The 25,262-nt window shown below is 47.7% G+C and carries 26 protein-coding genes; 6 read left to right on the plus strand and 20 right to left on the minus strand.

Annotated features, from left to right (window positions below):
- Positions 1–119: 119 nt before the first annotated feature.
- The 3 genes from FZD51_RS06305 to fdhF form a co-directional block, all read right to left on the minus strand.
- Positions 120–1,385, minus strand: a complete 1,266-nt coding sequence (locus tag FZD51_RS06305; RefSeq protein WP_148973986.1) for an ammonium transporter — start codon at positions 1,383–1,385, stop codon at positions 120–122.
- Positions 1,386–1,681: 296 nt separating this feature from the next.
- On the minus strand, positions 1,682–2,221 hold the full coding sequence (locus tag FZD51_RS06310; RefSeq protein WP_148973987.1) for a helical membrane plugin domain-containing protein: 540 nt from the start codon (positions 2,219–2,221) through the stop codon (positions 1,682–1,684).
- Positions 2,214–5,183: a formate dehydrogenase subunit alpha gene (gene fdhF / locus FZD51_RS06315; RefSeq protein ID WP_148974253.1), complete on the minus strand. Its 2,970-nt coding sequence runs from the start codon at positions 5,181–5,183 to the stop codon at positions 2,214–2,216. Before fdhF ends, FZD51_RS06310 begins: the two co-directional genes overlap by 8 nt.
- A 206-nt stretch (positions 5,184–5,389) precedes the next feature.
- On the opposite strand from fdhF, the gene liaG reads away from it, so the two are divergent.
- Entirely contained in the window at positions 5,390–6,238 is an 849-nt protein-coding gene (gene liaG, locus FZD51_RS06320) for a LiaG family protein (protein ID WP_148973988.1), read from the plus strand.
- A gap of 18 nt (positions 6,239–6,256) precedes the next feature.
- Here the strand turns inward: liaG and FZD51_RS06325 are convergent, their stop codons facing one another.
- The gene (locus FZD51_RS06325) at positions 6,257–7,057 is read right to left on the minus strand and encodes an aminoglycoside adenylyltransferase domain-containing protein (protein ID WP_187445644.1); all 801 of its coding nucleotides are present in this window, start codon (positions 7,055–7,057) and stop codon (positions 6,257–6,259) included.
- A gap of 181 nt (positions 7,058–7,238) precedes the next feature.
- Between FZD51_RS06325 and FZD51_RS06330 the strand changes: the two genes are divergently transcribed.
- Positions 7,239–7,937 carry a C39 family peptidase gene (locus FZD51_RS06330; protein WP_148973990.1) on the plus strand — a complete coding sequence of 233 codons (699 nt, stop codon included), beginning with the start codon at positions 7,239–7,241 and terminating at the stop codon, positions 7,935–7,937.
- A gap of 281 nt (positions 7,938–8,218) precedes the next feature.
- Here FZD51_RS06330 and hxlR read toward each other — a convergent pair whose 3' ends face one another.
- On the minus strand, positions 8,219–8,584 hold the full coding sequence (hxlR, locus tag FZD51_RS06335) for a transcriptional activator HxlR (RefSeq protein WP_148973991.1): 366 nt from the start codon (positions 8,582–8,584) through the stop codon (positions 8,219–8,221).
- 165 nt (positions 8,585–8,749) lie between these two features.
- Here hxlR and hxlA point away from each other — a divergent pair, with 165 nt between their 5' ends.
- The 3 genes from hxlA to FZD51_RS06350 are packed head-to-tail and all read left to right on the plus strand — an operon-like array spanning position 8,750 to position 10,688.
- Positions 8,750–9,382, plus strand: coding sequence for a 3-hexulose-6-phosphate synthase (hxlA, locus tag FZD51_RS06340; protein WP_009793119.1), 633 nt, complete (start codon positions 8,750–8,752; stop codon positions 9,380–9,382).
- Positions 9,383–9,386: 4 nt separating this feature from the next.
- Entirely contained in the window at positions 9,387–9,944 is a 558-nt protein-coding gene (hxlB, locus tag FZD51_RS06345; RefSeq protein ID WP_148974254.1) for a 6-phospho-3-hexuloisomerase, read from the plus strand.
- A gap of 27 nt (positions 9,945–9,971) precedes the next feature.
- Positions 9,972–10,688: a 3-ketoacyl-ACP reductase gene (locus tag FZD51_RS06350; RefSeq protein WP_148973992.1), complete on the plus strand. Its 717-nt coding sequence runs from the start codon at positions 9,972–9,974 to the stop codon at positions 10,686–10,688.
- A 38-nt stretch (positions 10,689–10,726) separates the two neighbouring features.
- On the opposite strand, the gene FZD51_RS06355 is transcribed toward FZD51_RS06350, so the two are convergent.
- The 7 genes from FZD51_RS06355 to FZD51_RS06385 all read right to left on the minus strand — a co-directional run bounded on the left by FZD51_RS06355 (position 10,727) and on the right by FZD51_RS06385 (position 14,656).
- On the minus strand, positions 10,727–11,503 hold the full coding sequence (locus FZD51_RS06355) for a sulfite exporter TauE/SafE family protein (RefSeq protein ID WP_148973993.1): 777 nt from the start codon (positions 11,501–11,503) through the stop codon (positions 10,727–10,729).
- 63 nt (positions 11,504–11,566) lie between these two features.
- Complete coding sequence (locus tag FZD51_RS06360) at positions 11,567–12,694, minus strand: MBL fold metallo-hydrolase (protein WP_148973994.1); 1,128 nt, start codon at positions 12,692–12,694, stop codon at positions 11,567–11,569.
- 39 nt (positions 12,695–12,733) lie between these two features.
- Positions 12,734–13,309: a sulfurtransferase TusA family protein gene (locus FZD51_RS06365; RefSeq protein WP_148973995.1), complete on the minus strand. Its 576-nt coding sequence runs from the start codon at positions 13,307–13,309 to the stop codon at positions 12,734–12,736.
- 37 nt (positions 13,310–13,346) lie between these two features.
- The gene (locus tag FZD51_RS06370; RefSeq protein WP_148973996.1) at positions 13,347–13,640 is read right to left on the minus strand and encodes a rhodanese-like domain-containing protein; all 294 of its coding nucleotides are present in this window, start codon (positions 13,638–13,640) and stop codon (positions 13,347–13,349) included.
- Positions 13,641–13,651: 11 nt separating this feature from the next.
- Positions 13,652–14,131: a DsrE/DsrF/DrsH-like family protein gene (locus tag FZD51_RS06375; protein WP_148973997.1), complete on the minus strand. Its 480-nt coding sequence runs from the start codon at positions 14,129–14,131 to the stop codon at positions 13,652–13,654.
- A 53-nt stretch (positions 14,132–14,184) separates the two neighbouring features.
- Positions 14,185–14,367: a sulfurtransferase TusA family protein gene (locus FZD51_RS06380; RefSeq protein WP_148974255.1), complete on the minus strand. Its 183-nt coding sequence runs from the start codon at positions 14,365–14,367 to the stop codon at positions 14,185–14,187.
- Positions 14,368–14,392: 25 nt separating this feature from the next.
- Positions 14,393–14,656, minus strand: a complete 264-nt coding sequence (locus tag FZD51_RS06385; protein ID WP_148973998.1) for a metal-sensitive transcriptional regulator — start codon at positions 14,654–14,656, stop codon at positions 14,393–14,395.
- 338 nt (positions 14,657–14,994) lie between these two features.
- On the opposite strand from FZD51_RS06385, the gene FZD51_RS06390 reads away from it, so the two are divergent.
- A complete protein-coding gene (locus tag FZD51_RS06390; RefSeq protein ID WP_148973999.1) occupies positions 14,995–16,185 on the plus strand; it encodes a cation:proton antiporter in 1,191 nt (396 codons plus the stop codon).
- 44 nt (positions 16,186–16,229) lie between these two features.
- Here the strand turns inward: FZD51_RS06390 and FZD51_RS06395 are convergent, their stop codons facing one another.
- The 8 genes from FZD51_RS06395 to FZD51_RS06430 all read right to left on the minus strand — a co-directional run bounded on the left by FZD51_RS06395 (position 16,230) and on the right by FZD51_RS06430 (position 24,891).
- Positions 16,230–16,817 (minus strand): sterol desaturase family protein, encoded by a 588-nt coding sequence (locus tag FZD51_RS06395; RefSeq protein WP_262380794.1) that lies wholly within the window; start codon positions 16,815–16,817, stop codon positions 16,230–16,232.
- Positions 16,818–16,993: 176 nt separating this feature from the next.
- Positions 16,994–18,157, minus strand: coding sequence for an ABC transporter permease (locus FZD51_RS06400; protein ID WP_148974001.1), 1,164 nt, complete (start codon positions 18,155–18,157; stop codon positions 16,994–16,996).
- A gap of 34 nt (positions 18,158–18,191) precedes the next feature.
- Positions 18,192–19,133: an ABC transporter ATP-binding protein gene (locus FZD51_RS06405; protein WP_148974002.1), complete on the minus strand. Its 942-nt coding sequence runs from the start codon at positions 19,131–19,133 to the stop codon at positions 18,192–18,194.
- Positions 19,130–20,002 (minus strand): ATP-binding cassette domain-containing protein, encoded by an 873-nt coding sequence (locus FZD51_RS06410; protein ID WP_187445645.1) that lies wholly within the window; start codon positions 20,000–20,002, stop codon positions 19,130–19,132. Before FZD51_RS06410 ends, FZD51_RS06405 begins: the two co-directional genes overlap by 4 nt.
- A gap of 2 nt (positions 20,003–20,004) precedes the next feature.
- The gene (locus FZD51_RS06415; protein WP_148974004.1) at positions 20,005–20,400 is read right to left on the minus strand and encodes a GntR family transcriptional regulator; all 396 of its coding nucleotides are present in this window, start codon (positions 20,398–20,400) and stop codon (positions 20,005–20,007) included.
- A gap of 15 nt (positions 20,401–20,415) precedes the next feature.
- Positions 20,416–21,135 (minus strand): hypothetical protein, encoded by a 720-nt coding sequence (locus FZD51_RS06420; RefSeq protein ID WP_148974005.1) that lies wholly within the window; start codon positions 21,133–21,135, stop codon positions 20,416–20,418.
- Positions 21,136–21,295: 160 nt separating this feature from the next.
- Positions 21,296–24,427, minus strand: coding sequence for an MMPL family transporter (locus FZD51_RS06425; protein WP_148974006.1), 3,132 nt, complete (start codon positions 24,425–24,427; stop codon positions 21,296–21,298).
- Positions 24,428–24,429: 2 nt separating this feature from the next.
- The gene (locus FZD51_RS06430; RefSeq protein ID WP_009793098.1) at positions 24,430–24,891 is read right to left on the minus strand and encodes a MarR family winged helix-turn-helix transcriptional regulator; all 462 of its coding nucleotides are present in this window, start codon (positions 24,889–24,891) and stop codon (positions 24,430–24,432) included.
- Positions 24,892–25,262 lie beyond the last annotated feature (371 nt).

Genomic DNA, 25,262 nt, shown 5'->3' on the forward strand with positions numbered 1-25,262 from the left:
GGATTGGCTTGTGACCTCGAGGGGGGTAGGCGCTGGAGCTAGACAGTAATCGAAGTTAAAGAATATACTTTCTTATTTGCGAAACATAAGGCCTCTCATAAAGAGGCCCTACGTTATGCTCATGAAGACATTTTGTTATCTTTAGAAAGAAAAACCTCCGGGTATCCATAGCTGCCATGCTCACTGACATCAAGGCCCATAATTTCTTCTTCCTCAGATACACGCAAGCCATTCATAACCTTCTTTGCTATAAGCAGTATGACAAATGATACGGCAAAAGCATAGAGGGCAGATACAGCAACGCCCATGAATTGGACTCCCAGCTGTGCGAAGCCTCCTCCGTAGAATAGTCCAGGCTGGCCGACTGCTGCCAATTCCGGAGTGGCAAAGAATCCGGTTGACAATGTGCCCCACACCCCTGCAGCTCCATGGACAGAAAGGGCGTATATCGGATCATCAATTCTCAGTTTCTCGAAGAATCGGACACTATAGAAAACGAGTATTCCCGCAACAAATCCAATGAGTACAGCTGCCCATGTGTCAACGAAGGCACAGGATGCTGTTATGGCAACAAGGCCTGCCAGGGCGCCATTAAGCATTGTCGTAATATCCGATTTGCCGAGAACCATCCATGAGATCAGGAGCGCTGCGACCGCCCCTGCACCTGCAGCAAGATTGGTATTAAGGGCAACAAATCCAAAGAATGCTCCGTCAACAGAAACGGTGCTTCCTGCATTGAATCCAAACCAGCCGATCCAGAGAATCAATACCCCAAGGGCTGTAAACACCTGGTTATGTCCGTAAATATTATTGGCGGAGCCATCTTTATTATATTTGCCGATCCTTGGTTTAAGAAGGAGGGTCGCTGCCAATGCCGCCATCGCCCCTGTCAAGTGAACGACAGTTGAGCCGGCAAAATCCTGCTTCCCATGTTCAGCCAGCCATCCCCCGCCCCAGATCCAATGGGCAACCACCGGATAGACAAGCGCTGAAAACAGAATCGTAAATATCAGATAGATTGAAAGTTTTGCCCTTTCTGCGAAGCCGCCGAGGGCAATCGTGATGGAGATTCCTGCAAAAGCAAGCTGGAAGAGGAAAAATACTGATGAGGAAAGACTCATTCCTTCAATTTCATATCCTGAATAAAAAAAGTGCGATAACCCTGTAAAGAAATTGCCGTTGTCTCCAAAAATAAATCCAAAGCCGACAGCCCAAAAAACGAGTGAGGCCAGCCCGAATGTAAAAATGGTCTTCCCCGCGATATGGCCGGCATTTTTCATTCGTGTAGACCCGGCCTCCAGCATAATGAATCCGCCAAGCATGAAGATGACCAGGACTGCACTAACCATGACCCATAAACTGTTCATCAAAAAAGTTGTATCCACTTTCTCTCCCCCTCAAATATTGTATGCTTATTATCTAACAAATTCATGTTAGATAATATAACATTAAGTTTCTTACCCTTATTTTATCTCTTTTCAAACTGGTGTCAATGAGTATTTTAAAGTTTCTGATAACTTTATGTTAATTAAACTAACATGAAACCGCTGTCTTCCTTGATATATATGGTTTTACTTTTTTGAGGAAAAAGTTAAAAGGGATTTACGGAAGGGGACCAGATTTAATGGCTGAACTGAATTCAGCATAAAAAAAGAAGAGGGCATCTGCCCCCTCCTGATCATCACTCGTCTTGCTTCCTCTGCTCTTCGATTTGTTCCTGCGGAAGCTGGGTATTCCGCTCCAGATCCTTCGTTTCCTGTCCCATCCCTTTCAGGAAGGTCAGCAGCAGGGTGACGGCTCTGTTGATTTCCGGATCTTTCAAAGATTTAGCCAGATCGAAAAAGCTTGTTTTTTCCTGAGTATCTCCTGCTTCCGCCACCCTGGCAATGCCTGAGTCGATTTTAAGCAGGAACGGCTCCAGCTGTTTGACATTGATCATGCCCAGTGTCCCGCCCATCAGGAGCAAATTTTTCAATGTGTTCGAGGTTTCCGGCTTGTCAGCCGCCCTGACAAAGATGTCGAGGACTTTGTCTCCCTGGCCAAACAGACCGCTGAGCAGGGAAAGCACCCCACGGTCATGCATATTCCTCATGACCTTGAGAGACTCCAGGATGGCTTCTTTATTTTCAATCAGGGCATCTTCCACTTCCATCAGATCTTTTTTACGCTTTTCTTCCTCGCTTAATGTCTTGCGCTGGATATGCGTGATCGCTTTAGCCATGTTCTCGCTCCTTTTTCACAAGATCTCCCGGGAAAATATAATCCTTCCGCGCCCACTTTTTCTGGACCTGTACACCAATCTGCGGCTGCGGGTTTCCATAGCGGTGGTTGATTCTAGGAAGCGGGTCTTCGCCCTTGGCCTTCAGTATCTCCATTTTTGCCCGGATCTCTTTATAAGCCGGCGTATCAGTATCTTTATCAGCATAGCTGCTTGTCAAGAGATTGATGGCAGCCTCTCCCCTGTCATTCATCGGAAGGTACACTTCCTTCCCTTTTACCCTGTCGGTAATATGGCATTGCACCTTCACATTTCCATAAGGAGATGAAAGCCTTACAAGCGTGCCGCTTTCCAGTCCGCGCTCTTCTGCAAGCTCCGGGGATACCTCCAGGAACACGCTTGGCGTCTTCTCGGTGATTCCTTTTGAACGGTACGTCATATTGCCTTCATGGAAATGCTCAAGAAGGCGCCCATTATTGATATGGAGATCATACTCTTCCGCAAACTCCAGCGGCTTCGTCCAATCGACCGGCACAAGCCTTGCCCTGCCATCATCAAACGGGAACCTTTCTGTATATAAAAGCGGGGTATCTGTACCATCCTCCGCTACCGGCCACTGCAGGCTGTTATACCCTTCCAGCCTTTCATACGTCACACCGGAATACAAAGGCATCAATCTGGAGGCTTCTTCCATGATTTCGGATGGATGCGTATAGTTCCAGCCTGCCCCAAGGCTGTTGGCGATTTCCATGATGATCTGCCAGTCAGGCTTTGAGTCACCAAGCGGTTCAAGGGCCTGGTACAGTCTTTGGATCCTGCGCTCGGTATTGGTGAATGTCCCTTCCTTTTCAAGGCTCGGGCTTGCAGGAAGGACAACATCGGCGAACTCCGCCGTCTTGCTGAGGAAGATATCCTGGACCACGAAGAAATCAAGCTTTTCAAACGCAGCATGCACATGATTGATGTTTGAATCAACGAGTCCCATATCCTCACCTTTCAGGTACATCGCCTTAAGGGTGCCGGCATGAATGCCTTCCACCATTTCATGGTTATTGAGCCCAGGCTCGCCCGGAAGCTCTGTTCCCCATGCCAGCTCATACTTCTTCCTGATCTCAGGATCGGCGACTTCCTGATATCCCGGGAACATATTCGGCATGCTGCCGAAGTCGCTCGCACCCTGGACATTGTTATGCCCTCTAAGCGGGTAAGCCCCGGCACCCGGCTTTGCATAGTTGCCAGTGACAAGCAGAAGGTTGGAAATGGCTGTACTGGCATCACTTCCGCCCATATGCTGGGTGATGCCCATCGCCCAGAGTGCGCAGACGGATTTTGCCCTGCCGATCATTTCGGCCATATCAATCAGCTGTTCCAGCGGGATGCCAGTCACTTCAGCCGCATACTCCATCGTGTACTTTTCCAGATTCTTCGTGAATTCTTCCAGCCCGTTCACTTTTTCAGCAATGAACTTTTCATCTGCCATGCCATTGTCAATAATATATTTTGCCACTGCCGACAGCCAGACAATATCAGTGCCTGCCTTAGGCTGCACGAACAGATCGGCCCTGTCAGCCATTTCATGCTTCCGCAGGTCTGCCACAATCAGTTTCTGGCCGCCAAGTTTATGCGACCTTTTCACCCTGGTGGACAGGACAGGATGGGATTCTGCTGTATTGGAGCCAATGATGAGGACAAGATCGGCAATTTGGATATCCCGGATGCTCCCTGCATCCCCGCCATAGCCGACCGTCCTGAACAGCCCGACAGTCGCAGGAGTCTGGCAGTATCTGGAGCAGTTATCGATATTATTTGTCCCGATTACCGCACGGCCCAGCTTCTGCATCAGGAAAGACTCCTCATTCGTACATTTAGAGGAAGAAATGAAGCTCATGGCCTGAGCTCCATGTTCATTTTTAATTTCGGTGAAACGGCGGGCAATCAGGCTGATGGCTTCATCCCATTCCGCCTCCCTGAAGAATTCTCCTTCCCGGATCAACGGCTTTGTCAGGCGCTCTTCGCTATTGACAAAATCCCATCCGAACTTTCCTTTCACACAGGTGGAAATACCGTTTGCCGGGGCTTCCGGCTGCGGATCCACCTTCAGGATCTCACGGCCCTTTGTCCAGACATCAAAGCTGCAGCCCACTCCGCAGTATGTGCAGACCGTTTTCGTTTTTTTAATCCGCTCATCGCGCATCGCGGCTTCCATATCCGAGATGGCAAGAATTGATCCGTAGCCTGTTTCGACATTTTTAGTGATCTCAATCATCGGCCGGAGCGTCTGCTTGGCAATACCGGTTAAATAGCCGGCTTCCCCTTCCATGCCTTTTTCCAGCATGGCATTGCACGGACAGACGGTTGAGCAGTGTCCGCATGAAACACAAGAAGACTCATTGATCGGGACATCATTATCCCAGATGACCCTTGGTTTTTCACGTTCCCAGTCGATTGTCAGCGTCTCTGTCACCTGAACATCCTGGCATGCTTCGACACAGCGTCCGCAAAGGATGCACTGATCCGGATCATACCGGTAGAAAGGATGGGAATTATCCGCAGGATACGGCTTCTGTGCAAAAGGGACGCTCTGATGATTGATTTTCATTTCTTTGACTGTGTTATGTACTTCGCATCCGCCATTATTATAGTCGCATACCGTGCAGTAAAGCTCATGATTAGTCAGGATGCGGTCCATCCCGATAACCTGCGCTTCCTTTACATCCGCTGATGCCGTATCAATAATATCCCCGTCTTTCAGCCTGGTTGAGCATGACCTGACAAGCTCCCCATTCACACTGACGATGCAGGTATCACATGTTTCAATCGGCCCAAGGCTCGGATGGTAGCAGACATTCGGCACCTCCACCGATGAATTCTGCAATAGCTGAAGGATGGTTGTCTCATCACCTGCCGCCACCTTTACTTCAGCGCCATTTAGTTTTACTTGGTATGTATCAGGCAAATCACTCATCCTTTCTTTCTTCATTCATATTCCTGCTAACAATCCCTCTACCCTCCTTTTTCCAAGATAAACTTCCGAAGAAAAAGCGGTTTCACTTGTATGTCTAAGGTCTTAGAAGAAAATCATGCGGAGGTGCATTAAAGGGGATTGGATCTTCCGGTAGAATACAAACAAGGACATTTAATGCTAAATATAATATAGAAAGAGGTTTCCATATGAAAAAAATCATTCTGTTATTCCTGGTTATCACCGGTCTTTATCTGGCCTTTACAAGCTTCAGCCAATTCAGCTGGCTGGGCCTGGGCGCAAACGGAAAGGAAAAAGCTTCAGCCGAACGGGTAAGCCGGATTGAAGTAAATGTGTCAGGAGTAGAGACAACTATCATCCAGGAAGAAAGAGATACCGTTGAAGCCGTTCTGGATGGCAAGGGTGAAGTGGACGTGAAGAAAAACGGCAGGACAATAAAGGTCGATTATAAACGAAAATGGCCTCACTGGTTCGGCGGCTTTGAAAAGACAGAGCTCAGCATTTATATTCCTCAAGACTATGACAAAGATCTGGACATTAATCTCGGATCCGGGGATTTTGATTTTGCCGGCAATGAACCGATAAAGCTGCGGGACGTCTCTCTGGATATGAGCTCAGGAGATGTTATGCTCGGAGACCTTCAAGTACGGGAATTTGAGCTTAACGGCGCATCTGGAGAACTATTCATCTCTTCATTGAAAGCAGAAGAAGCAGACCTTGAAATCAGCTCAGGCAGCACCACCATTGACAGCTTAGAAGGAAAACTTGAGGCCGGCATCGCATCAGGAGAGCTCGGCATCAAAATGAAAAAGCTTGCGGCACCTATCGACCTTGATGTCAGCTCAGGCGATGTACAGCTCGACTTGCCTGACAATGCCAGCTTTACACTTGATGCCCAATACAGCAGCGGTGACATTCATGCAGATGTTCCCATGAACCAAAAAGAAGTGACAGACAACCGCATAAGCGGCATCAATAAGGAAGGCAAACATGAAATCAAGGTTGATGTTTCCAGCGGTGATGTCAGCATTTATTAATCCGGAAAGGGCCCCTCATTAGGAAGGAAGGCCCTTCTTTTCTTTCAGGATGGACGAAGATAAATGATCCATCAGCTGAAGCGCATCCGTGATCACATCTTGTTCAGGTGCTGCCGGAGGTGTATCTCCCTTCCGGACAAGCAATGCCAATTCAATCACTGAATGCCATTTATCCGGCATATGCTTGAGCCCATATTTCCCTGCCCCTGCTTTGGAGGTGATCCCGTTCTCCCGAATGGTATAAAACTGCCGCAGCAGGCCCAATATGCTCCACTCCAGCTCTTCATAAATCATCTCTGCCGGAAGAGCCATAATTCTTTTCGGGTCAGCTTTCATTGCCTCCGTTCTTTTCCGCCAGTACGACTGGCTGTTCTCCCTGATATATTCAGCCAGGTCCTCCTCCCGAACAGGGAAAGAAAGATCTGATATGTCTGGGCCCCTTAATCCTATGCCTTGATCTTTTAAAATTCTCCACATAACAGGATTAAACGGAACACCCTCTGCCAGCTCTCCGCCATTATAGACATAGCGCAGTTCTTTCGAGAGGCTGCCAAGATCGTCCCATACCAGATAACAGCCATCCAGTTCAGGATATTGATGCCTTGTGGCAAAATCTTTATGGACCTTCTGCAGCCGCCCTGCTTCTTCCTGTTCCAGGATCCCTTTTGTTACCGCGATAAAGTCAATATCGCTTTTGCCCGGCAGATAAGCCCCGAGCGCGGCAGAGCCATGGATATACAGGCCTTCCAGCATGCCTGGCAGATAACGGTCGGCCAGTTCCATATACTCTTCCATCATCAGATATAATCCATTTCCCAATCTGCTGCCTCCTCCCTGATATTTTCTCATCACCCTCTACTATTCGAGCCGGAATATAAAAAACCTTCTGTAAAAGAGAAATTACCTGCCAGTCCTTCACTAAGGCCCCGGCATGCTGCTTCAGGTTAATTCATCGGTTAAAAGGGAAAGGACAATAAAAACGCTAAAGGAGAGAAATTCTTTGAAAAAAGCAATGATAGCTGCAGTTATTGTGCTTGCCGGCTGTTCTGACAGCAGCGGTCCCGAAGAAGAAGCTGTCTCCAGGCCAGCCGAGGAGCAGACAGCCGAGCAGATGATGATCGATGCCCCGCATATTTCCCAGAAGCCTGAGCTGATGAGGGGCTGCGAAGTGACTACTCTTGCCATGCTCCTCCAGGATGCTGGTGTCTCTGTTGACAAAATGACCCTTTCCGAAGAAATCAAGCGGGTGCCTTTCGAGGAAAATGGTGTCCGCGGCAATATCCATGAAGGATTCGTCGGCAATATGCAGACAATGGATGAGCCTGGCCTTGGCGTTTATCATGAACCGGTCGCCGAACTGGCAGAAAACTATCTGCCGGGGAAAATAAAAGACATGACAGGTGAAAGCTTTGACTCTGTCCTGGAGCAGGTCGAAGATGGCCGCCCTGTCTGGGTCATCGTCACCAGCACCTTCGATAGGCTTCCTGAAAGCGAGTGGGAAACATGGGAGACCCAAAGCGGGCCTGTCAAAGTCACCTACAGCATGCATTCAGTCCTTGTCACAGGATTTGATGAAGAAAACCTCTATGTTAACGACCCTCTCGACAAAAAAAACCGCAAGCTCCCGCGGGAAGAGTTCATAGCCGGCTGGGAGCAGATTGGAAAGCAGGCAATCACCTATGAGGAAGCGGCAGATTAACAGACGAATCATTGGCATTCCAGCTTTATGACAACAGGAGGCAGAACTCGCTCTGCCTCTTTTTCCCATTGCTTCAGGAGAGATGCTGGTATTTCAGGAACCCTTCATGGCCAAAATCGTTAGCCGTCTGCCGCACTGCAGGTTTTCTTCCGGGCCATAAAAGGGAATCGCAAACAGCCGCTTAATTTTCTACTTCTGCTGCTGCTAAAATCCAGCCGGCAGGACAACTTAATAAAGTGAAAAACAAAAAAGACTGCTTCGCATGAAGCAATCTTTTTTCGTCACTTTGCAGTCTGATCGGTATCCTGGCCAGAGTTTAAGACGGTTTCCATATAATTTTTTCCCCAGCTGTACATGCTGTCCAGGATTGGCATGAGCGTCCTGCCCTGTTCAGTAAGGGAATATTCGACCTTCGGCGGCACGACAGGATAAACTTCGCGGTGGACGATTGCATCTTCCTCCAGCTCACGCAGCTGGTTGACAAGCATGCGCTGGGTAATGCCCGGTATAAGAGCTTTAAGTTCACCAAATCGTTTGGTGCCTTCTTTGCCCAGGTGCCATAAAATAATCATTTTCCACTTTCCGCCAATCACGGAAAGAGTCAGTTCTTTTTCACAGTTAAAGGTTTTATCCAGCATTCGGGACATCCCAACCACCTCCAAAGCCTATTATAACTCATTAGTATACTTTTAGGCACTATGTAAAAATAAAGTGCGTACTTACAATCGAGAGTCGTTATCTCTATAATGACATTCATACTGTGATATTCAATAACACAGTTCATCCCAGACAATTTTGAAGGAGTGAAAGAAATGGAATTACAATTAGCATTAGACCTGGTAAACATTCCTGAAGCAATCGAGTTGGTGAAAGAAGTAGAGGAGCATATCGATGTCGTTGAAATCGGCACTCCTGTTGTTATAAATGAAGGCCTCAAAGCCGTTAAAGAAGTTAAAGAAGCATTCCCTAACCTGAAAGTGCTTGCCGACCTGAAGATCATGGATGCAGCAGGATATGAAGTCATGAAGGCATCTGAAGCTGGCGCAGACATCATCACGATCCTCGGCGCTGCTGAAGACGAGTCCATCAAAGGCGCAGTGGAAGAAGCGAAAAAGCAAGGCAAAAAAATCCTTGTTGATATGATTGCCGTCAAGGACCTCGAAGGGCGTGCAAAAGAACTGGACGAGCTTGGCGTTGACTATATTTGCGTACACACCGGCTATGACCTGCAAGCTGTCGGCCAGAACTCTTTTGAAGACCTGAAAACAATTAAAAGCGTTGTAAAAAATGCCAAAACAGCCATTGCGGGCGGAATCAAGCTTGAGACCCTTCCGGAAGTGGTCAAGGCTCAGCCGGATCTGGTCATCGTCGGCGGAGGCATCACCAGCCAGGACGATAAAAAAGCAGCTGCAAGCAAAATGCAGGAAATCATCAAGCAAGGGTAAGATGATGGATACTGCAGAATACCTGAAAAAGATTCTGAGCGAGCTGGAGCATGCAGCAGAAGCAATTGACCCAGGGCAGGCGGAAGCACTCGCAAGCCAGATACTAGAATCCGGAAAAGTGTTCACAGCAGGTGCCGGCAGGTCAGGCTTCATGGCGAAATCCTTTGCCATGAGACTCATGCATATGGGGGTCAACGCCTATGTCATCGGCGAAACCGTCACGCCGGGCTTCGAGGAGAATGATCTTCTGATCATCGGGTCGGGCTCCGGCGAGACAAAGAGCCTCGTTTCCATGGCTGAAAAAGCCAGGTCGATCGGCGGCAAAATAGCAGCCGCTACAATAGTCCCTGACTCATCCATCGCCAGCCTTGCTGACATCACTGTCAAAATGCCGGGCGCGACAAAGGATCAGAATGAAGGCGGGCTTTCCACCATCCAGCCGATGGGATCACTGTTCGAGCAGTCCCTTCTTCTGCTTTATGATGCCATCATCCTCCGCGTCATGGAGAAAAAAGGACTTGATTCAGCCAAAATGTTTGGCAGGCATGCCAATTTGGAGTAGTATCATATCATTAAAAGGAGTGATCTTATGCAAAGCCTAAAAGGAAAAACAGCTTTAATCACAGGCGCCGGCCGCGGCATCGGCCGTGCAGCAGCAATTGCTTTCGCCAAGGAAGGCATTTCTGTCGGCCTGCTCGGAAGGACTCTTTCCAATCTTGAAAAAGCAGCCGAAGAGCTGAAAGAGTTTGACGTAAAAGTCTCTATTGCAGCTGCCGATGTCCAGGACAGCGAGTCCGTCAACAAAGCCGTTGAGAAAATAACTTCTGAGCTTGGCCAGATCGATATCCTGATCAACAATGCAGGCATCGCTAAATTCGGCGGCTTCCTGGAGCTTTCCCCGCAGGAGTGGGAAGACATCATTCAGGTAAACCTGATGGGCGTCTACCATGTAACACGTGCGGTCCTGCCTGGAATGATCGAAAGAAAATCCGGCGATATAATCAATATCTCTTCAAGTGCAGGCCAAAAAGGGGCTCCTGTGACCAGCGCCTACAGTGCTTCCAAATTTGCCGTCCTCGGCTTGACAGAATCACTGATGCTTGAGGTCAGAAAGCATAATATCCGGGTCAGTGCCCTGACGCCGAGCACTGTGGCGACAGATCTTGCAATTGAAACAAATCTGACTGACGGAAATCCTGAAAAAGTCATGCAGCCAGAAGATTTGGCAGAATACATGGTTGCCCAGCTGAAGCTGAACCCGCGCATTTTTATTAAAAATGCCGGAATGTGGTCGACCAATCCATAAAAAATGCAGAAAAGCAGACCCTCACCGGTCTGCTTTTTTTATAAAATATCCATCCATATCTTAATAGCTGTAGCAAAGATCAGGACAGCCAGGATTACTTGCAGCACTTTCGTATTGGCCTTTTTCCCGGCCTTCGCCCCAAGTGGGGAAGCCAGCAGGCTTGCCGCAACCATGATCAGGGCCGGCAGATATTCCACCTGTCCGGTCGAAATCTTAGCCGCTGTTGCACCGATGGAAGAAATAAATGTGATGGCAAGGGAAGATGCAATCGTCATCCTTGTTGGGATTTTCAGGATAACAAGCATAATCGGAACAAGCAGGAAGGCTCCGCCGGCACCGACGATTCCTGCACCTATGCCGACGATGAGGGCAAGGGAAGCAGCAAGCCACTTATTAAAAACGACCTCATCGAGCGGTACATCATCGATCCCCTTCTTCGGAATGAACATCATCACTGCCGCAATCAATGCCAGTATGCCATACACAAGGTTGATGCCTGCTTCAGGCAGGAATTTCGAACCGAATCCGCCGATCATGCTTCCGGCAAGGATGCTGATTCCCATATAAAGGATCAGAGACTTATTTAAGAATCCGCCTTTGCGATAAGCCCATACACCGCCGAGTGTCGCAAATAGCACCTGGACCGCACTGATGCCGGTCACTTCATGCGCAGTGAATGAAGCCAAACCCAAAAGAGCCGGCATATACAGCAGCATAGGATAATTGATGATCGCACCGCCTATGCCAAGCAGTCCGGAAATAAACGATCCAGCAAAGCCAAGCAGGAAAATGACGATGATTAATTCAATGCTCATGGTTCTCATCCTCCCTTTTTCAGAAAAATGCCTGCAGGGGTACTGGCAGGCATTTCCCTGTTATTATCTGACAGCACAGCGGTTTGGACCTATTTCCATTTCACGCTGCTCTTCTTCATCAGGAGTGATTCTGCCCATATTGGTTTTGCGGATTTCCTGATAGGCATTCGGCTGCGGCGGGAGGTTTTCGGTGACCAGCCTGCGGAATTCTGACTCGTCGCTGATGTTCAGACCATGGTTTTCTGCAAATAATGTGCCCAGCTTCTTTGAAACAGAACCATCATGATTCAATTCATCAATGATCATGAAATGGGCCGGCAGAACCAGCAGCTCTTCCGACAGATCGCGGTATCGCTTATACAGTGTCTCACGCAGATCCCCTACCCAGTCGTCTGCCAGGCCGGCCAGATCAGGGCGGCCAATGCTGTCGATGAATAAAATATCGCCAGAAAGCAAGTATCGCCCATCAATCACGAAAGATGTTGATCCAATCGTATGGCCAGGAGAGTACAATGCATGTATATCAATAGCAGTTGTGCCGATTTCCACAGTTCTTCCACCTTCAAGGCTGCTGTAATCGAAAGTGACTTCGCCGGCATCCTTTGGCGGCAGCCAGTAGCTAGCGCCAGTCTGTTCAGCAAGCATTCTTCCTCCGGAAATATGGTCGGCATGAAGATGTGTGTCAAACACATGCTTGATCGCTGCTCCTTTTTCATCAGCAAACCCTCTGTATACTTCCGTCATCCGGGCTGCATCAATAATGGCCGCTTCCCCGCCGGAAATCGCCATATAAGAAAGGCAGCCTTTCCCGAGGCGCACAAACTGGTACAGCTCTCCGCCGTCCTTCAGGTCCCCAACTTTGACCGGTTCAAGATGCTCGCTCCATAGCTTCATTCCGCCCTGCAGATAAGATACATCCAGCCCTTCATCGGAAAGCATCTCAGCTACCATTACAGATGAACCTTCCTTGGCACATACAACCAGGATATCTTTATCTGCCGGCAGCTTTTCCATAATCTCCCCGACGCCTTCCAAAAGGTCGAAATAAGGGATATTCAAATATTCAAAATGGTCTCCTTCAATTTTCCAATCCTCGAATGCATCATGATTGCGGACATCAAGAATGAACATTTCTTCTTTTTGAATTACTTTTCCTGCAGCTTCTTTAGCAGTCATTGCTTTTACAGTCAACCCAATTACCCCCTACCGTATATTTCGGTGTAAAATTTTTTATTGATTCATACTGGCTGATGGTCCGTTCCACTGGCTCATGCCGGGGATCACATTTTTGACATCCTTGAAGCCTTTGGCATCAAGGATCCTTGCAGCAAGATCGCTTCTGCTGCCTGTCCGGCAGACTACATAGACCGGCGCGTCACTGTCCAGTTCTCCGGCGCGTTCCTCCAGCTCTCCTAATGGGATGGAGACAGCGCCAGGAATGTGGTGGAAAGCATATTCTGCAGATTCCCGTACATCCAGCACAATGATATCGCCGTCTTCTGCCACAAGCTTCTCAAGATCATCATTGCTGACAACATGAGGATGCTTTTTCTCCTGTACCTCTTCGCCGCTTGCTTTGCGGAGATAGTGCTTTAATACGCCTTCCTCTTCAACAGTACCAAGATACTGATGGCCGGCACTTTCAGCCCATGCCTTCAAATCTGCTTTTGAACCTTTATCCGTAGCCAGAACCTCCAGCACTTCGCCTGCATTCATACCCGTAATCATCTTCTTCGTTTTGACAATCGGCATAGGGCATGCAAGCCCTTTTGCATCAAGAGTGGAATCTGTTTTAATCTGTGTCATCTTTAAACCTCCCGGGGTATATGATTTTTCAAAAAAATTACTCTGTCTGCCCTTCCCAGGCAAGCATTCCGCCCTCCATATTTACGACCTTGAAGCCATTGGATTCAAGCAGCTGGCACGCCCTTCCGCTGCGGCCGCCTGACCGGCATACGAGGACATATTCTTTATTTTTATCAAGCTCATGCATCCGGAATTCAAGGAGTCCAAGCGGGATATTGACACTATCAGGAATACGCCCTTCTTTTACCTCATCCACTTCCCGGACATCAACAATATTAAGCATCCCTTTTTCCAGCTTGCTTTCTACTTCTTTAGCTGACCATTTCTCCATTGTTTTGCCTCCTATATAAACAGATTTACATTGCCGTCTTCGGCATCACCGAGATAAGCTGCAACACCAGCATATTCAATATTGTCAAGCAGCTCTTCCTGCTGCAGTCCGAGCAAATCCATCGTCATCGTGCAGGCAACCAGTTTTACTTCCTGTTCCTGGGCCATCTCGATCAGCTGCGGCAGCGGGAGTGCATTATGCTTTTTCATGACGCCTTTGATCATCTTAGGCCCAAGCCCTGCGAAGTGCATCTTTGAAAGCCCCATTTTATCGGCTCCCCTTGGCATCATCCTGCCGAACATTTTTTCCATGAATCCTTTTTTAACCATAGTATTCTCATCTTTCCGAAGAGCATTCAATCCCCAGAAAGTATGGAAAATGGTAACTTCGTGGTCATAAGCTGCAGCTCCGTTCGCAATGATATAGGCTGCCATTGCTTTATCATAGTCTCCGCTAAAAAGGACAATCGTTGTTCTTTTCTTCTCTGACATTCTAATCCCCCTCATCCATTATACTGTGCCGGGTATATAACCCTGCAAAAAAATCAGCCTTTTTTAATGTAAAAAGTAAATACGCCTGCTTCTTCCTTCATATCAACCAGTTCATGCCCTGTTGATGAAGCCCATGCTGTCAGATCGCTCTTTGCTCCTTTGTCAGTCGCGAGAACCTCTAAGATCTGCCCTGATTCAAGCTCACCGATTGCCTTCTTTGTTTTAACGATCGGCATTGGGCAAGCCAAAAGGATGTCAACCTTATCTGCTTCTTACAAGCAGATTGACTGCTTCCTTTATCATCTCTTCCGGCTCCAGAGTGCCATCTTCATCGGCATCTTTCATGCATTCCACCAGATTTGTGCTCACGATTACGCCGATTGCCCGGTCAATTGCCGACCTTGCAGCAGACAGCTGGGTAATGACATCCTTGCAATCTGCATCTTCTTCAATCATGCGCATAATGCCGCGCATCTGACCTTCGACCCGCTTGATCCGATTCTTCGTGCCATTATTATATTCCAAAGGATGCCCCCTCCATTCTTTTGTGAACGCCGCTTTGTTCGGCGGCTATGAACCAATAATATACCCTACTAGGTATTTTGTCAACACTCCAAATCTGAATTTCTGTAATACTGCATAGCAGGCGCTTTAATACCGGTGATAAGGCTTAAGATTGGACGGTAAGTCTGTAATCCTGCCAGCCTCTTCTTTGCGCTGCAGACTCCCCTGCCTCTTCATTTTTTATCAGAACTGGCATTCATCCTTCCAGCACCGGCTGATCCTGATACCCCCTCGGCTATAAGTTTCTATCTGCTGGCAAAAGGGTAATTTTTCTATAAAATGCGAAAGGGGGAAAGAGCATGGAGCCGATAAAAATAATTCTGCTGCTTTTGGCGGGCTATATTGTTTTAACCATTGATAAAAAGAAAAAGCTGTTCCCAGGTCCGCCTGTATTGGTGGTGATAGGAATCTGCCTTTCTTTTATAGGCTATTTTGCATCGCTTCATATCGGAAAGGAAATTTTGTACGATATTTTCCTGCCTTCATTATTATTCATTTCAGCATATCGCTTTCCTCCAGCCGCCCTGAAAAAAAATGCAGGCATGATTGGTTTCCTGAGTACAGCAGGCCTTTTGATCACGGCTCTGCTCCTAGGGGCTGCCATTTATTATTTTGCCAACCTTTTCATTAGCATCAGCTTCCTGGGAAGCCTGATGATTGCGGCCATTCTTACACCGACCGACCCGGTTTCCGTCATTTCCATCCTTAAGGAGGCGTCCTCCGATCCGAGGGTAAGCGAAATCGTCGAAGGTGAATCCATGATCAATGACGGGACAAGCTTTGTACTGTTCACTGTGCTGACAGGGATGTTTGCCAGAGGAGAATCTTTTTCGGTTTTTTCGTTTGCAAAAGACTTTCTCTTTGTATCTCTCGGGGGTATTTTTCTTGGACTAATATGCGGCTGGATCGTCAGCAAGGCTGTCCATGTGACCGAGCGGAAAGATTATCAGGTGATGCTCAGCATCATTCTTTCATACGGAATCTTCTATGCAGCCGAGCTTGCAGGCGTTTCTGGTGTTCTGGCTACGGTTTCTGCCGGCATCATGCTGTCATGGGAGTTCAATCACACAAATAAGGAAGACCATTACCGTGAGTCTCTCGACAGCTTCTGGGGAATAATCGAGCCGACCATTATTTCCCTTGTCTTTCTTATGATCGGAATTGAAGCAACCAGCCATCTGGCCATTGATCAATGGGGCATTGCCTTTGTCATTTTTGCTATGAGCATCCTGATCCGCTTTGCTGTCATCCATGGAACCGTCCTAGCCCTGCCGAAAGAAAGGAAGCTGTTCAGCTGGCGTGAATCGTCCATCATATCATGGGCCGGCATCAAAGGGACCATGTCGGTCGTTCTGCTGCTGATCCTCGATGCAGCACAAACCACCAGGGCAGATATGATCATTTCGCTCACCTTTACAGCGGTCATCTTAAGCTTGATCATTCAAAGTTCAACCATCTATCCGCTTTCCAAAGCACTTATAAAAAAATGAAAAAGCTGCCATGGGGCAGCTTTTTCCATTGATGAGCATATTCTTTAGGATGACAGCTTCTTTTCCTTGCTCCTGCCCTCAAGATCCTTCACCGTTTTGCTTGTTTCTACTTCCTTCTCATCCTTTAATGTCCCAAACAGAGCATCGACAAAAGGAGTTGAGACACCGTACCAATAGTTTTCATTTTTAAAATGGTGAAGGCTATGCGTTTTTTTCAGCCATATTCCAAATTTGGATTTCGGTTTGATCGGGCGGTGTGCTACATAATGCTTCCATTCATAGATCAGCAGCATGAGCACGAGGCCGAGGCTGAACGATACCGTATCAGGCAGCGAACCAGTAATGAAGAAAAAGATGAGGGCAAGGACCGATAAGTTCGGCAGGCTGTACCAGACCGGCAGAAAAAGCAACTTTAAATCATTGGGATATTTGTGGTGGTCATAATGAACGCGCTTTAAAAAAGTCAGAAACAAAGCATTCTTTGGCGGATTAAGATGGAACAGGAAGCGGTGTGTGAGATATTCACTGAACATAAATGTAAGCATTCCCCCTGCTGTAAAAGCAAGGAGCTGCCAGCCCGCACCGAGTACTGCTATATACCAAATGAGCCCGGCTGCAAAGAGGCCTGACATGATGATGATATCAGGATGGAAAAAGAAATCCTTATAAATGCCTTTGCTTTTCAATTGCTTCACACTCCTGTCTAATATGTCCAATATATTCTTGGAGATATTATATGTCAATATTTTCTGAATATTTATCAGGCAATAATAAAAGCCTGGATAGAGTCTATCCAGGCTTTCGCTTTTTAATCCGCTTTACTCAGCCACTTCCACATTTCCTGCGGAGTGGCATTTTTGCCGTGCATTAAAATGCCAACCTTAAATATCTTCCCGGCCGCCTTCATCAGTAAAGCAATACTGGCCAGGAGGATGATTGCTGAAAGAAGGATCTCTCCCCATGGCCATTCCTCCATGACGGAAAGCCTCATGATCCATACCCCCGGGGCTGTGAAGGGGATAAAAGAGCCCGCGATTGCAATCACTCCTTCAGGATCGGAAAAGACCGGCTTGATTAACAAAAGCGGTGCAAATGGAAGCATCAGTATAAAGCCCTGAAAATTGCTGGCAGAATTTACATCCTCCACGGTTGCACCCATCCCTGCAAAAACTGCGGCAAACAGCAGATAGCCAAGGATCGCAAACAGCATAAGGACCAACGTTTCCGGGGCTGCAAGATACTGGATCAGCGGGACATCGAGCCTCCATGATGCAGCCGGGATGACGAACAGAAGCCAGACGGCCACCTGGATGATGCCAAGGGTAAAATAACCGATGATTTTTCCCTGCATCAGTTCACCGGATGTCAGAGAAGAGAGCATAATTTCAGCTATTTTATCTTTCTTTTCCTGTGACGCGCTCTGGAAGATCATCATTCCCGAGATTACAACCGAAAACAGGACAACACCCGCAGTGATTCCCGGAATCAGCTGTTCATACATATCCTCTCCAGCGCCCGTCTCCTTCGCATCAACCGCTGCAAAACTGATATCCTGTGAGACTGCTGCCAGCTCCTCTTCATCAAGCGCCAGCTGGCTCAGCTGAAAGGCGCGCAAGGGCTGCTCCAGCAGCATCGCCTGCTGCAGAATATCATCCGGTACTCCTTCACTCATATAGATCGGGAAACGTCCAGCATCAAGTCCGTTCTTTGTCAGTGGAATAAAAATCGTATTCTCAGCAGCTTCAAGCTTATTTAAAATCTCACTTTCAGAGGCATTTGTCAGCTCGACTTCCCAATCAAGCCCTGCCATGATTCCTTCTGTGCCATTCCAGATACCCAGTTCGTCCTTTATTATTACATTAACCGGCTCGGGCTCGCTTTGGAAACGGTCCATCATGGCTGGCAATATGGCAAAAAACAGGAAGCTTAACGGAGTCAGCAAAAGCGAAATGACAAAGGATTTATTTTTCATATTCCGTTTTATCTCCCATTTGGCTACCTTTAAGCTATTGCGCAATTCTATGACCTTCTTTCTGTACAGGATGCTTTTCCGATGCAATGTCTATGAATATTTCATGCAGGGAAACACGGTCGATGGACAGCTCGTGGACATCCAGCTCCTCAGGCAGCTGCTTCAGCCACCTGGCAGGATGAACAAGGCTGTCGAGATAAAGGACTGACACATCGCCTTTTTGCTCCACCCTCTGCACATGGGGGATTTTCTCCAGCATTGCCGCTCCATTTTCCCCGCGGATTGTGCATTTATAGTTCGCATACTCTTTTTTCACTTCTTCCACCGTTCCAGCAAGGACCTTGTGCCCTTTATGGATCATAAATAACCGGTCGCACATTTCCTCTACCATATTCATCTGATGCGAGGAAAGCAGAATCGCCGTCCCTTTATCCGCAAGCTCCCTGATTTCCTTTTTGAAGACCTCCTGGCTGACTGGATCAAGCCCGGAAAAAGGCTCGTCAAGGATGAGAAGGCGGGGCTCATGAAGGACAGAGGCGATAAACTGGATTTTCTGCCCCATCCCTTTGGACAGTTCCTCCAGTTTAGCTTTCTCCTTCCCTCCCATATTGAACTTAGCCAAATACTCCAAGATCCGCTCTTTTGCCTTTTTCAATGGGTAGTCCTTTAACTCCGCAAGATAGAGCAGCATATCCATCACCTTGACATTTTTATAAAGGCCCCTTTCTTCAGGCAGGTATCCGATCAGGTGGCAGGGAATGCTTTTTCCTGAAGAATGCCCGTGAAATGTGATATCTCCTTCATCAGGCAGAATGATGCCCATGATGCTGCGTATCGAGGTGGATTTGCCGGCGCCATTCGGTCCAAGGATAGCCATGATCTCACCCTCATGCACCGAAAAAGAAATATCCTTCAGCACTTGTTTGTCTTTATACGACTTGACGATACCTTCCACGGAGAGCACCTTCCCGCTCACTCTCTCCACCCCTTTTCCTGTTTTGGCTGCTGAAGCATGATGGCCAGCGCTTCCTCAAGCTCCGGCACCTCTTCCTCCAAAATCGAGATGCCAGCTTTTTTAAAATAACGTTCTGCTTCCATGGCTGCCGAGGTTATGACCATCCTTTCCCCCTGGCGTGATACTTCCCCGGGTATGCTGGAATCCGGCAGCTGGCCCACCCAATACTTTTTAAACTTGAGGGCCAATTCATCTTTTTCAAAGTGGCCAGTGATTTCTCCATCCTTCATAAAAAGGATATAATCGGCCAGTTTGCGGATATCCTCTGCCTGATGGGTCGCAATGATCATCGTCTTATCTCCCCGCTCCATCCACTTCGCAAGCACTTCCATTAAAAGATGCTTTGCAGGTATATCCATGGAGGCAGACGGTTCATCCAGAAGAAGGATCTCTGTATCCCTTGGCAGGGTCAATGCAAGATTAAGCTTCTGCTGGACGCCTTGGGAAAGCTTTCCGTACGGCTTATCAAGGGGAACTGAAAATAGGTTTACAATCTCGTCGAACAGCTGCTTATCCCAGGAAGGATACCATCGCGAAACAAGTGAATACAGCTCATATCCGGTAAGCGTGCTGACGCCGTTCAGTGTCTGGGGCTGATAAGCGATGGTCTGCTTCCATGACTCCCCCTCTGAAATCGATTGTCCGTTTATCCGGATATCTCCCTTGTCTCTCTTGGCAAGATTCATCATTAATTTTAATAGGGTGCTTTTTCCTGATGAGTTATTGCCGATCAAAGCTGTGATGGTCCCTGGCTCAAAGCTTGCATCCAAAGGGCCCAGTTTAAAGCCGTCTATATTTTTTTCAAGTCCGGTGATTTCTATTGGCAGCATGATCATTCCTCCCCGTTCTTAATTTTTTCTATCACTTTATGAAAAATCTCTTCTATTTCTTCAAGTGTGCAGTCATAGCTCATGGCCGTCCGGATGCCATTTTCGAGCGCCTGGTATACTGAACTGTGTTTAACATCCGCCTTTTCCGATTCAGCCACCTCGGCCACAAAGGTTCCCTTTCCCTGAATCGTGGTGATGAAGCCTTTATATTCAAGATCCTGATAAGCCCTTCTCGTTGTGATGACACTCACCTCGAGATCCTTAGAGAGGGAGCGGATGGACGGGAGCGGCGATCCTGCCGGGAGCACCCCGCTCGCAATCAAAGCTTTTACCTGGCCCTCAATCTGGTGGTAGATGGGGACGCGGGATTCCTTGGATAATCTGATAGGAAGCTCCAAGCGGTTTCCTCCTTTCTATGACAGATAGTCGATTGTAGACATTTTCTTCAGCATGTATTTTTTATAGAAGAGCGTGCAAGCCAGTGCCGCTGCAATCGCCAGCAGGGAAGTGAATAACGGCCATTTCCCCGCAGCCATAATCGTCCAGCCGACAAGGCCGCTGCTGTAGGTATTGATAAGGATGACAGCTGCAATTCCTCCGCCATACAGCATAATGCTGTAAATGACCATGCGGGTCCGCTTTATCATATCGCCAGCTTCCATCGCCGGGAAAGACAGTCCAAAGAAAATGCTGAAAGAAAGCCACATAAGCGAAAAGGCGGCAAATCCGCCGATTCCCAGCTCACTGTTCAGACTTGGACTAAAGCTGTACAGCAGAATCATGAAGATCAGCTGTGCTGGGATAACAGTCAGAAAATAAGTCAAAAAACGGCTTTTCACCAAAATCCCTTTCCCGATCGGCAGCTGGCTCAGCGTCATGAAATAAGGGGAGGCCCATACATCTCTTTGCACCTTTTGAGATTGAAAGTCTTTTGTCCTCGACCAGGCCGCCGAGAAACCGAATAAAATCATAAACATAAAATCCACAATGGCTGTTTTGCCAATACCGAGCGAAAAAGCTAAAACGGTCACACCAAGAAACAGGACAGTATTGAGTATGAGCTGTATAAACCCTCTTGCTGATTTGCCCAGTTCGAATTTAACGAGCCACATTGCTTCTTTCCATTCATTCAATTTTGATTCCTCCCACTGTTATACTGTTTATATCTATATACACAGTATATAAGACACTCGTTCTTTTTGCCAGCATTTTTGTAAAATAATCCAAATCATTTGCAGCCATAAAGAAACACCGCCCTGCCAAGCAGGACGGTGCAGAAGAAGCTAACAGCTTTTATTCATTTGTTCCCCTTCTGAATGGCCACCAGTTTGCCTGGCCGAAGTTTTTCACCATAACCGGGATAAACAGCGGCAGGATGATGAACGCATACAGCAGGAGTCCGACCAGGATGATCGAGGCAATCTGCAGCAATGACAGCATGCCGGATGGCATCATCGCCGCGAATGTACCGCCAAGGATGACAACTGCCGAGATGATGACAGTTCCCATCTTCTTCATCGCCATCAGCATCGCGTCTGCTACAGAAAGGTCTTTATATTCATTGAAGCGGTCCATGAGGAAGATGCTGTAATCCACCCCAAGCGCGACAAGAATGACAAATCCAAAGAACGGCACGGCCCAGCTGATGCCTGTATAGCCGAGAATATCCACGAAAATCACTTCGTTCATCGCCATGGACGTATAATACGTCAGGATCAGTGATCCGATAATATAGACTGGCATAATGATAGAACGGAACAGGAATACAAGAATGATAGAAATGCCGACGAGCATCAGCACGACTGTGCGGGAATAATCCTTGCCTGACATCTCATCAAGATCTGCGTTCGTACTTGTAATTCCGCCCAATGCCAGTTTCGCATTTTCAAGCTTTGTATCCTTTGTCGCCCTCTCCACAGCATCCTTGATTTTAGGAACCTGATTGATGGCTTCGTTTGAATACGGATTTGCTTCAAAAATAACATCCAATGTCATGACTTTGCGGTCTTTTGACATATAAGCATCTACCGCCTGGTCGAAACCATCACTTTCCAGGACTTCTTCCGGCAGATAGAAAGCATTCAGGGAATCTGACTGCGACAGTCCGGACAGATAGTCCTGTGCAGAACCCAGTCCGTCTGATACCTGATTCAGCCCATCCACACTCTGATTAAGGCCGTCAGTCAGCTCACCCAGCTGGCCGCCGAGGCTGCCGAAGCCGTCCAGAAGCTGCTTCTGGCCATCATTGACGCCGGCAAGTCCGTTTGACAGCTGCGGGAATCCATTGACAATCTGGCCCTGGCCGTCTGCCAGCTGTTCAAGGCCGGCCTGCTGCTGTTCGATGCCGGTGATGATTTTCTGAAGTCCGCCGGCCAAATTCTGCTGGCCGCTGATTGCCTTGCCGAAGTTAACATTTGCCTTATTAAGTCCAGTCTTTACGCCTGCCAGCCCGCCATTCAGCTGTGTCAAGCCTTCTGCCAGAGGTTTAATATTTGCCTGTACATTCTGCACAGTTCCTTTAATTTTTTTGTAAGAATCATTTTCAGCTATTCCCTGATACTTATCTTCCAGTACAGCAAAATCATCTGTTTTAATGCCTGCAAGGGCTTCTGAAAGACCATTCAAACCTGAACCGATATCATTATATTTAGCTTGCAGACCGCTTACTCCGTCTGCCGCTTCCTGATATCCTCCAAGTAATTTTTTATAATTTACAAGAAGCTCTTCCGCCCCGGCTTTTGTCTTCTCCAGCCCTTTTTTCAGCTCAGTGGATCCGGCTGTGCCCTGGCGGAGGCCGTCTTCAATTTTGGCCAGATTGGTTTCGATTTCGGATAGGCCATTCTGTATCTCGCCTGTTCCCGATATTAAAGTGCCAATGCCAGAAACGGCCTGATCCAGCTCCGGCTCTGATTTAGACAGTTCGCTTCCTGCTTCCTGGAGCCCGTCGCTGATCTGGTCAAGTCCGTCTTTTCCTTCGCCAAGGCCATCTTCAAGGCTTTCGGCCTGCTTGGAAACGAAGAAATCTTCAATCGGCTCACCTGTCGGCCTTGTTACAGACCGGACCGTATCGACCAGGTCCACTTTTTCCAGCTCCTGGCTGATTTTTTCTGCGAGAGCGATGTATTCAGCAGAATCCATCCGCTCATCGTTCTGGAGCACAATTTGCGTCGGCATCGATTCACCGGGGCCAAAGCTGCCGCTGATGGCATCAAATGCCTTGATGGACGGTACATCTCCGCTGATTTCCTCCAGGGAGTTATAGGAAAGATCTCCGTCATACACCACAAGGAATGGTACACAAACTGCAGCAACTATGAACAGGGCAATGAATGGGCGTGCAAGCGAGAAGCGCCCGACAGTACCCCAAAGCTTGCTTTCTCCATGCTCTGCCGTGCTTTTTGAAGGCCAGAAGATCTTTTGTCCCAGTACAGCCATAAAGAATGGTACCACTGTGAACAGGGCGATCAGCAGAAGTGCCACACCGACAGCCACGGCTGAAGCTGACTGGTACAGTTTAAACTGGGAGAATCCAATGGCCGCAAAGCCGATCATAACCGCCAATCCGCTGAAAAATACGGTGCGGCCGGCATTCTTATATGTGGCTACAATCGCATCTGCCGTTGATTCACTGTGAGCCAATTCTTCTTTAAACCGGCTTAGCAGCAGGATGCAGTAATCAGTCCCGATACCGAAAAGGACGGCCACCAGGAAGATCTGCGTATAGTTGGAAATCGGGAAATCCACTTTATCCACCAGGATCGATACAATCGATTGTGAAGCCAGATATGAAAAACCGACAGTCAGCAGCGGGATGACCGGCGCCACGATAGAGCGGAATACCAGGAGCAAGACAACGAGGATGAACACAACGGTAATACCCTCTGTTTTCTTCAGGCCTTCCTCAGAGCTGGTGGTCAGATCTTCATTGATCATCCAGTTGCTCGTATAATAATGGTCAACATCCGCATCTTCAATGGTTTCATACAGGGCATCGCTCAGCTCGCCTGCTTCGCGGCCGTTCCAGCTGATGCTCAATGATGCGAGAATCGACTTCCCGTCATCGGAAACAAGCTGGTCTTTCAGGTTTTCTTCTGTAAAATGGGAGAGGATCTGCGTGATCCCAAGTTCCTCTTTATTTGCTTCCAGATCATTGATGGCTTTCTCAGCTTCTTTGATCTGATCTGCCGACAGCTTTTTATCATCATGGAAAACAAGGGCCACAGAGGTTTCATCGCCTCCGCCTTCCTGCTTCTGCACTTCGTCCATGATTTGGCCGGCCAGCTTGGAGGAATATTCCTCCGGCACATCCACCTGCCCTTTTTCACGGACAAGATCAGCCATATTAGGGGCCAGGAAAAACAATCCGGCAATAACTGCAATCCACGCAATAAGGACAAACCATTTTCTCTTAATTATTGTATACACGCCTATTCCTCCACCTGTTGATCTTTAATTTCAAGCAGAATACTGCCCAGTTTCTCATAGGTTGTGATAAACTGCTCTATCTCCTGCTGGTCAAATTTTTTGATAAAAGATTCAACCAGCTTGTTGATGCGCTCTTCCGTTTCCGAAAAAAGCTCCCTGCCTTTTTCAGAAAGCGTCAAGTACACGACCCTGCGGTCTTTTTCATCACGGGTCCGTTCGATCAGGCCCTTCTCAAACAGTCTGTTGATGATGGCTGTGATCGCACTTTTTTTGACATCGAACACCTCAGCCAATTCCGTTGACGTGCAGTTCTCTGAATGGTGGATGTATCTGAGCGTGTAATGCTGGTCATTTGTCAGTTCATCCCCGAGCTGGCACTTTACCAGGTTCTCGCCCGTCTTGTTTACTGAGAAGGAAACGGATATGTACCGGTCCACTAAGTCTTTTATATTCTCATGCGGCATGCATTATTCACCTCTCCCGCTATAAAGTTCTACCCTTTAATAATTCAACACTTTAACTAATTTATCTTAATTGTATTTTTCTGTCAAGGGGGAGACTTTGCCTAAAAATTGAACTAAAATGGATTACCTATAATTGAAACTGTTTCTGTAATAAGTGAGGTTTTTCCAGGTTTCTGCTTGTTATGGGGTGTTGATTTCCGTTGCAGGCACTTCGCTTTCCGCGGGGCGGCGCTACTTTCCCGCTGGAGTCTTCGTGCCTTCCACTGCAATCAACGGGTTTTTTGAATTTAATGCTGCTATACATCAAGGTTATTTAAAACACTTAACACAATAAAAAAAAGGGTACGGAATGAGAATATTCCGTACCCTTT

Source organism: Bacillus infantis (assembly GCF_008180445.1).
In the GTDB taxonomy this organism is placed as follows: Bacteria; Bacillota; Bacilli; order Bacillales; family Cytobacillaceae; genus Bacillus_AB; species Bacillus_AB infantis_B.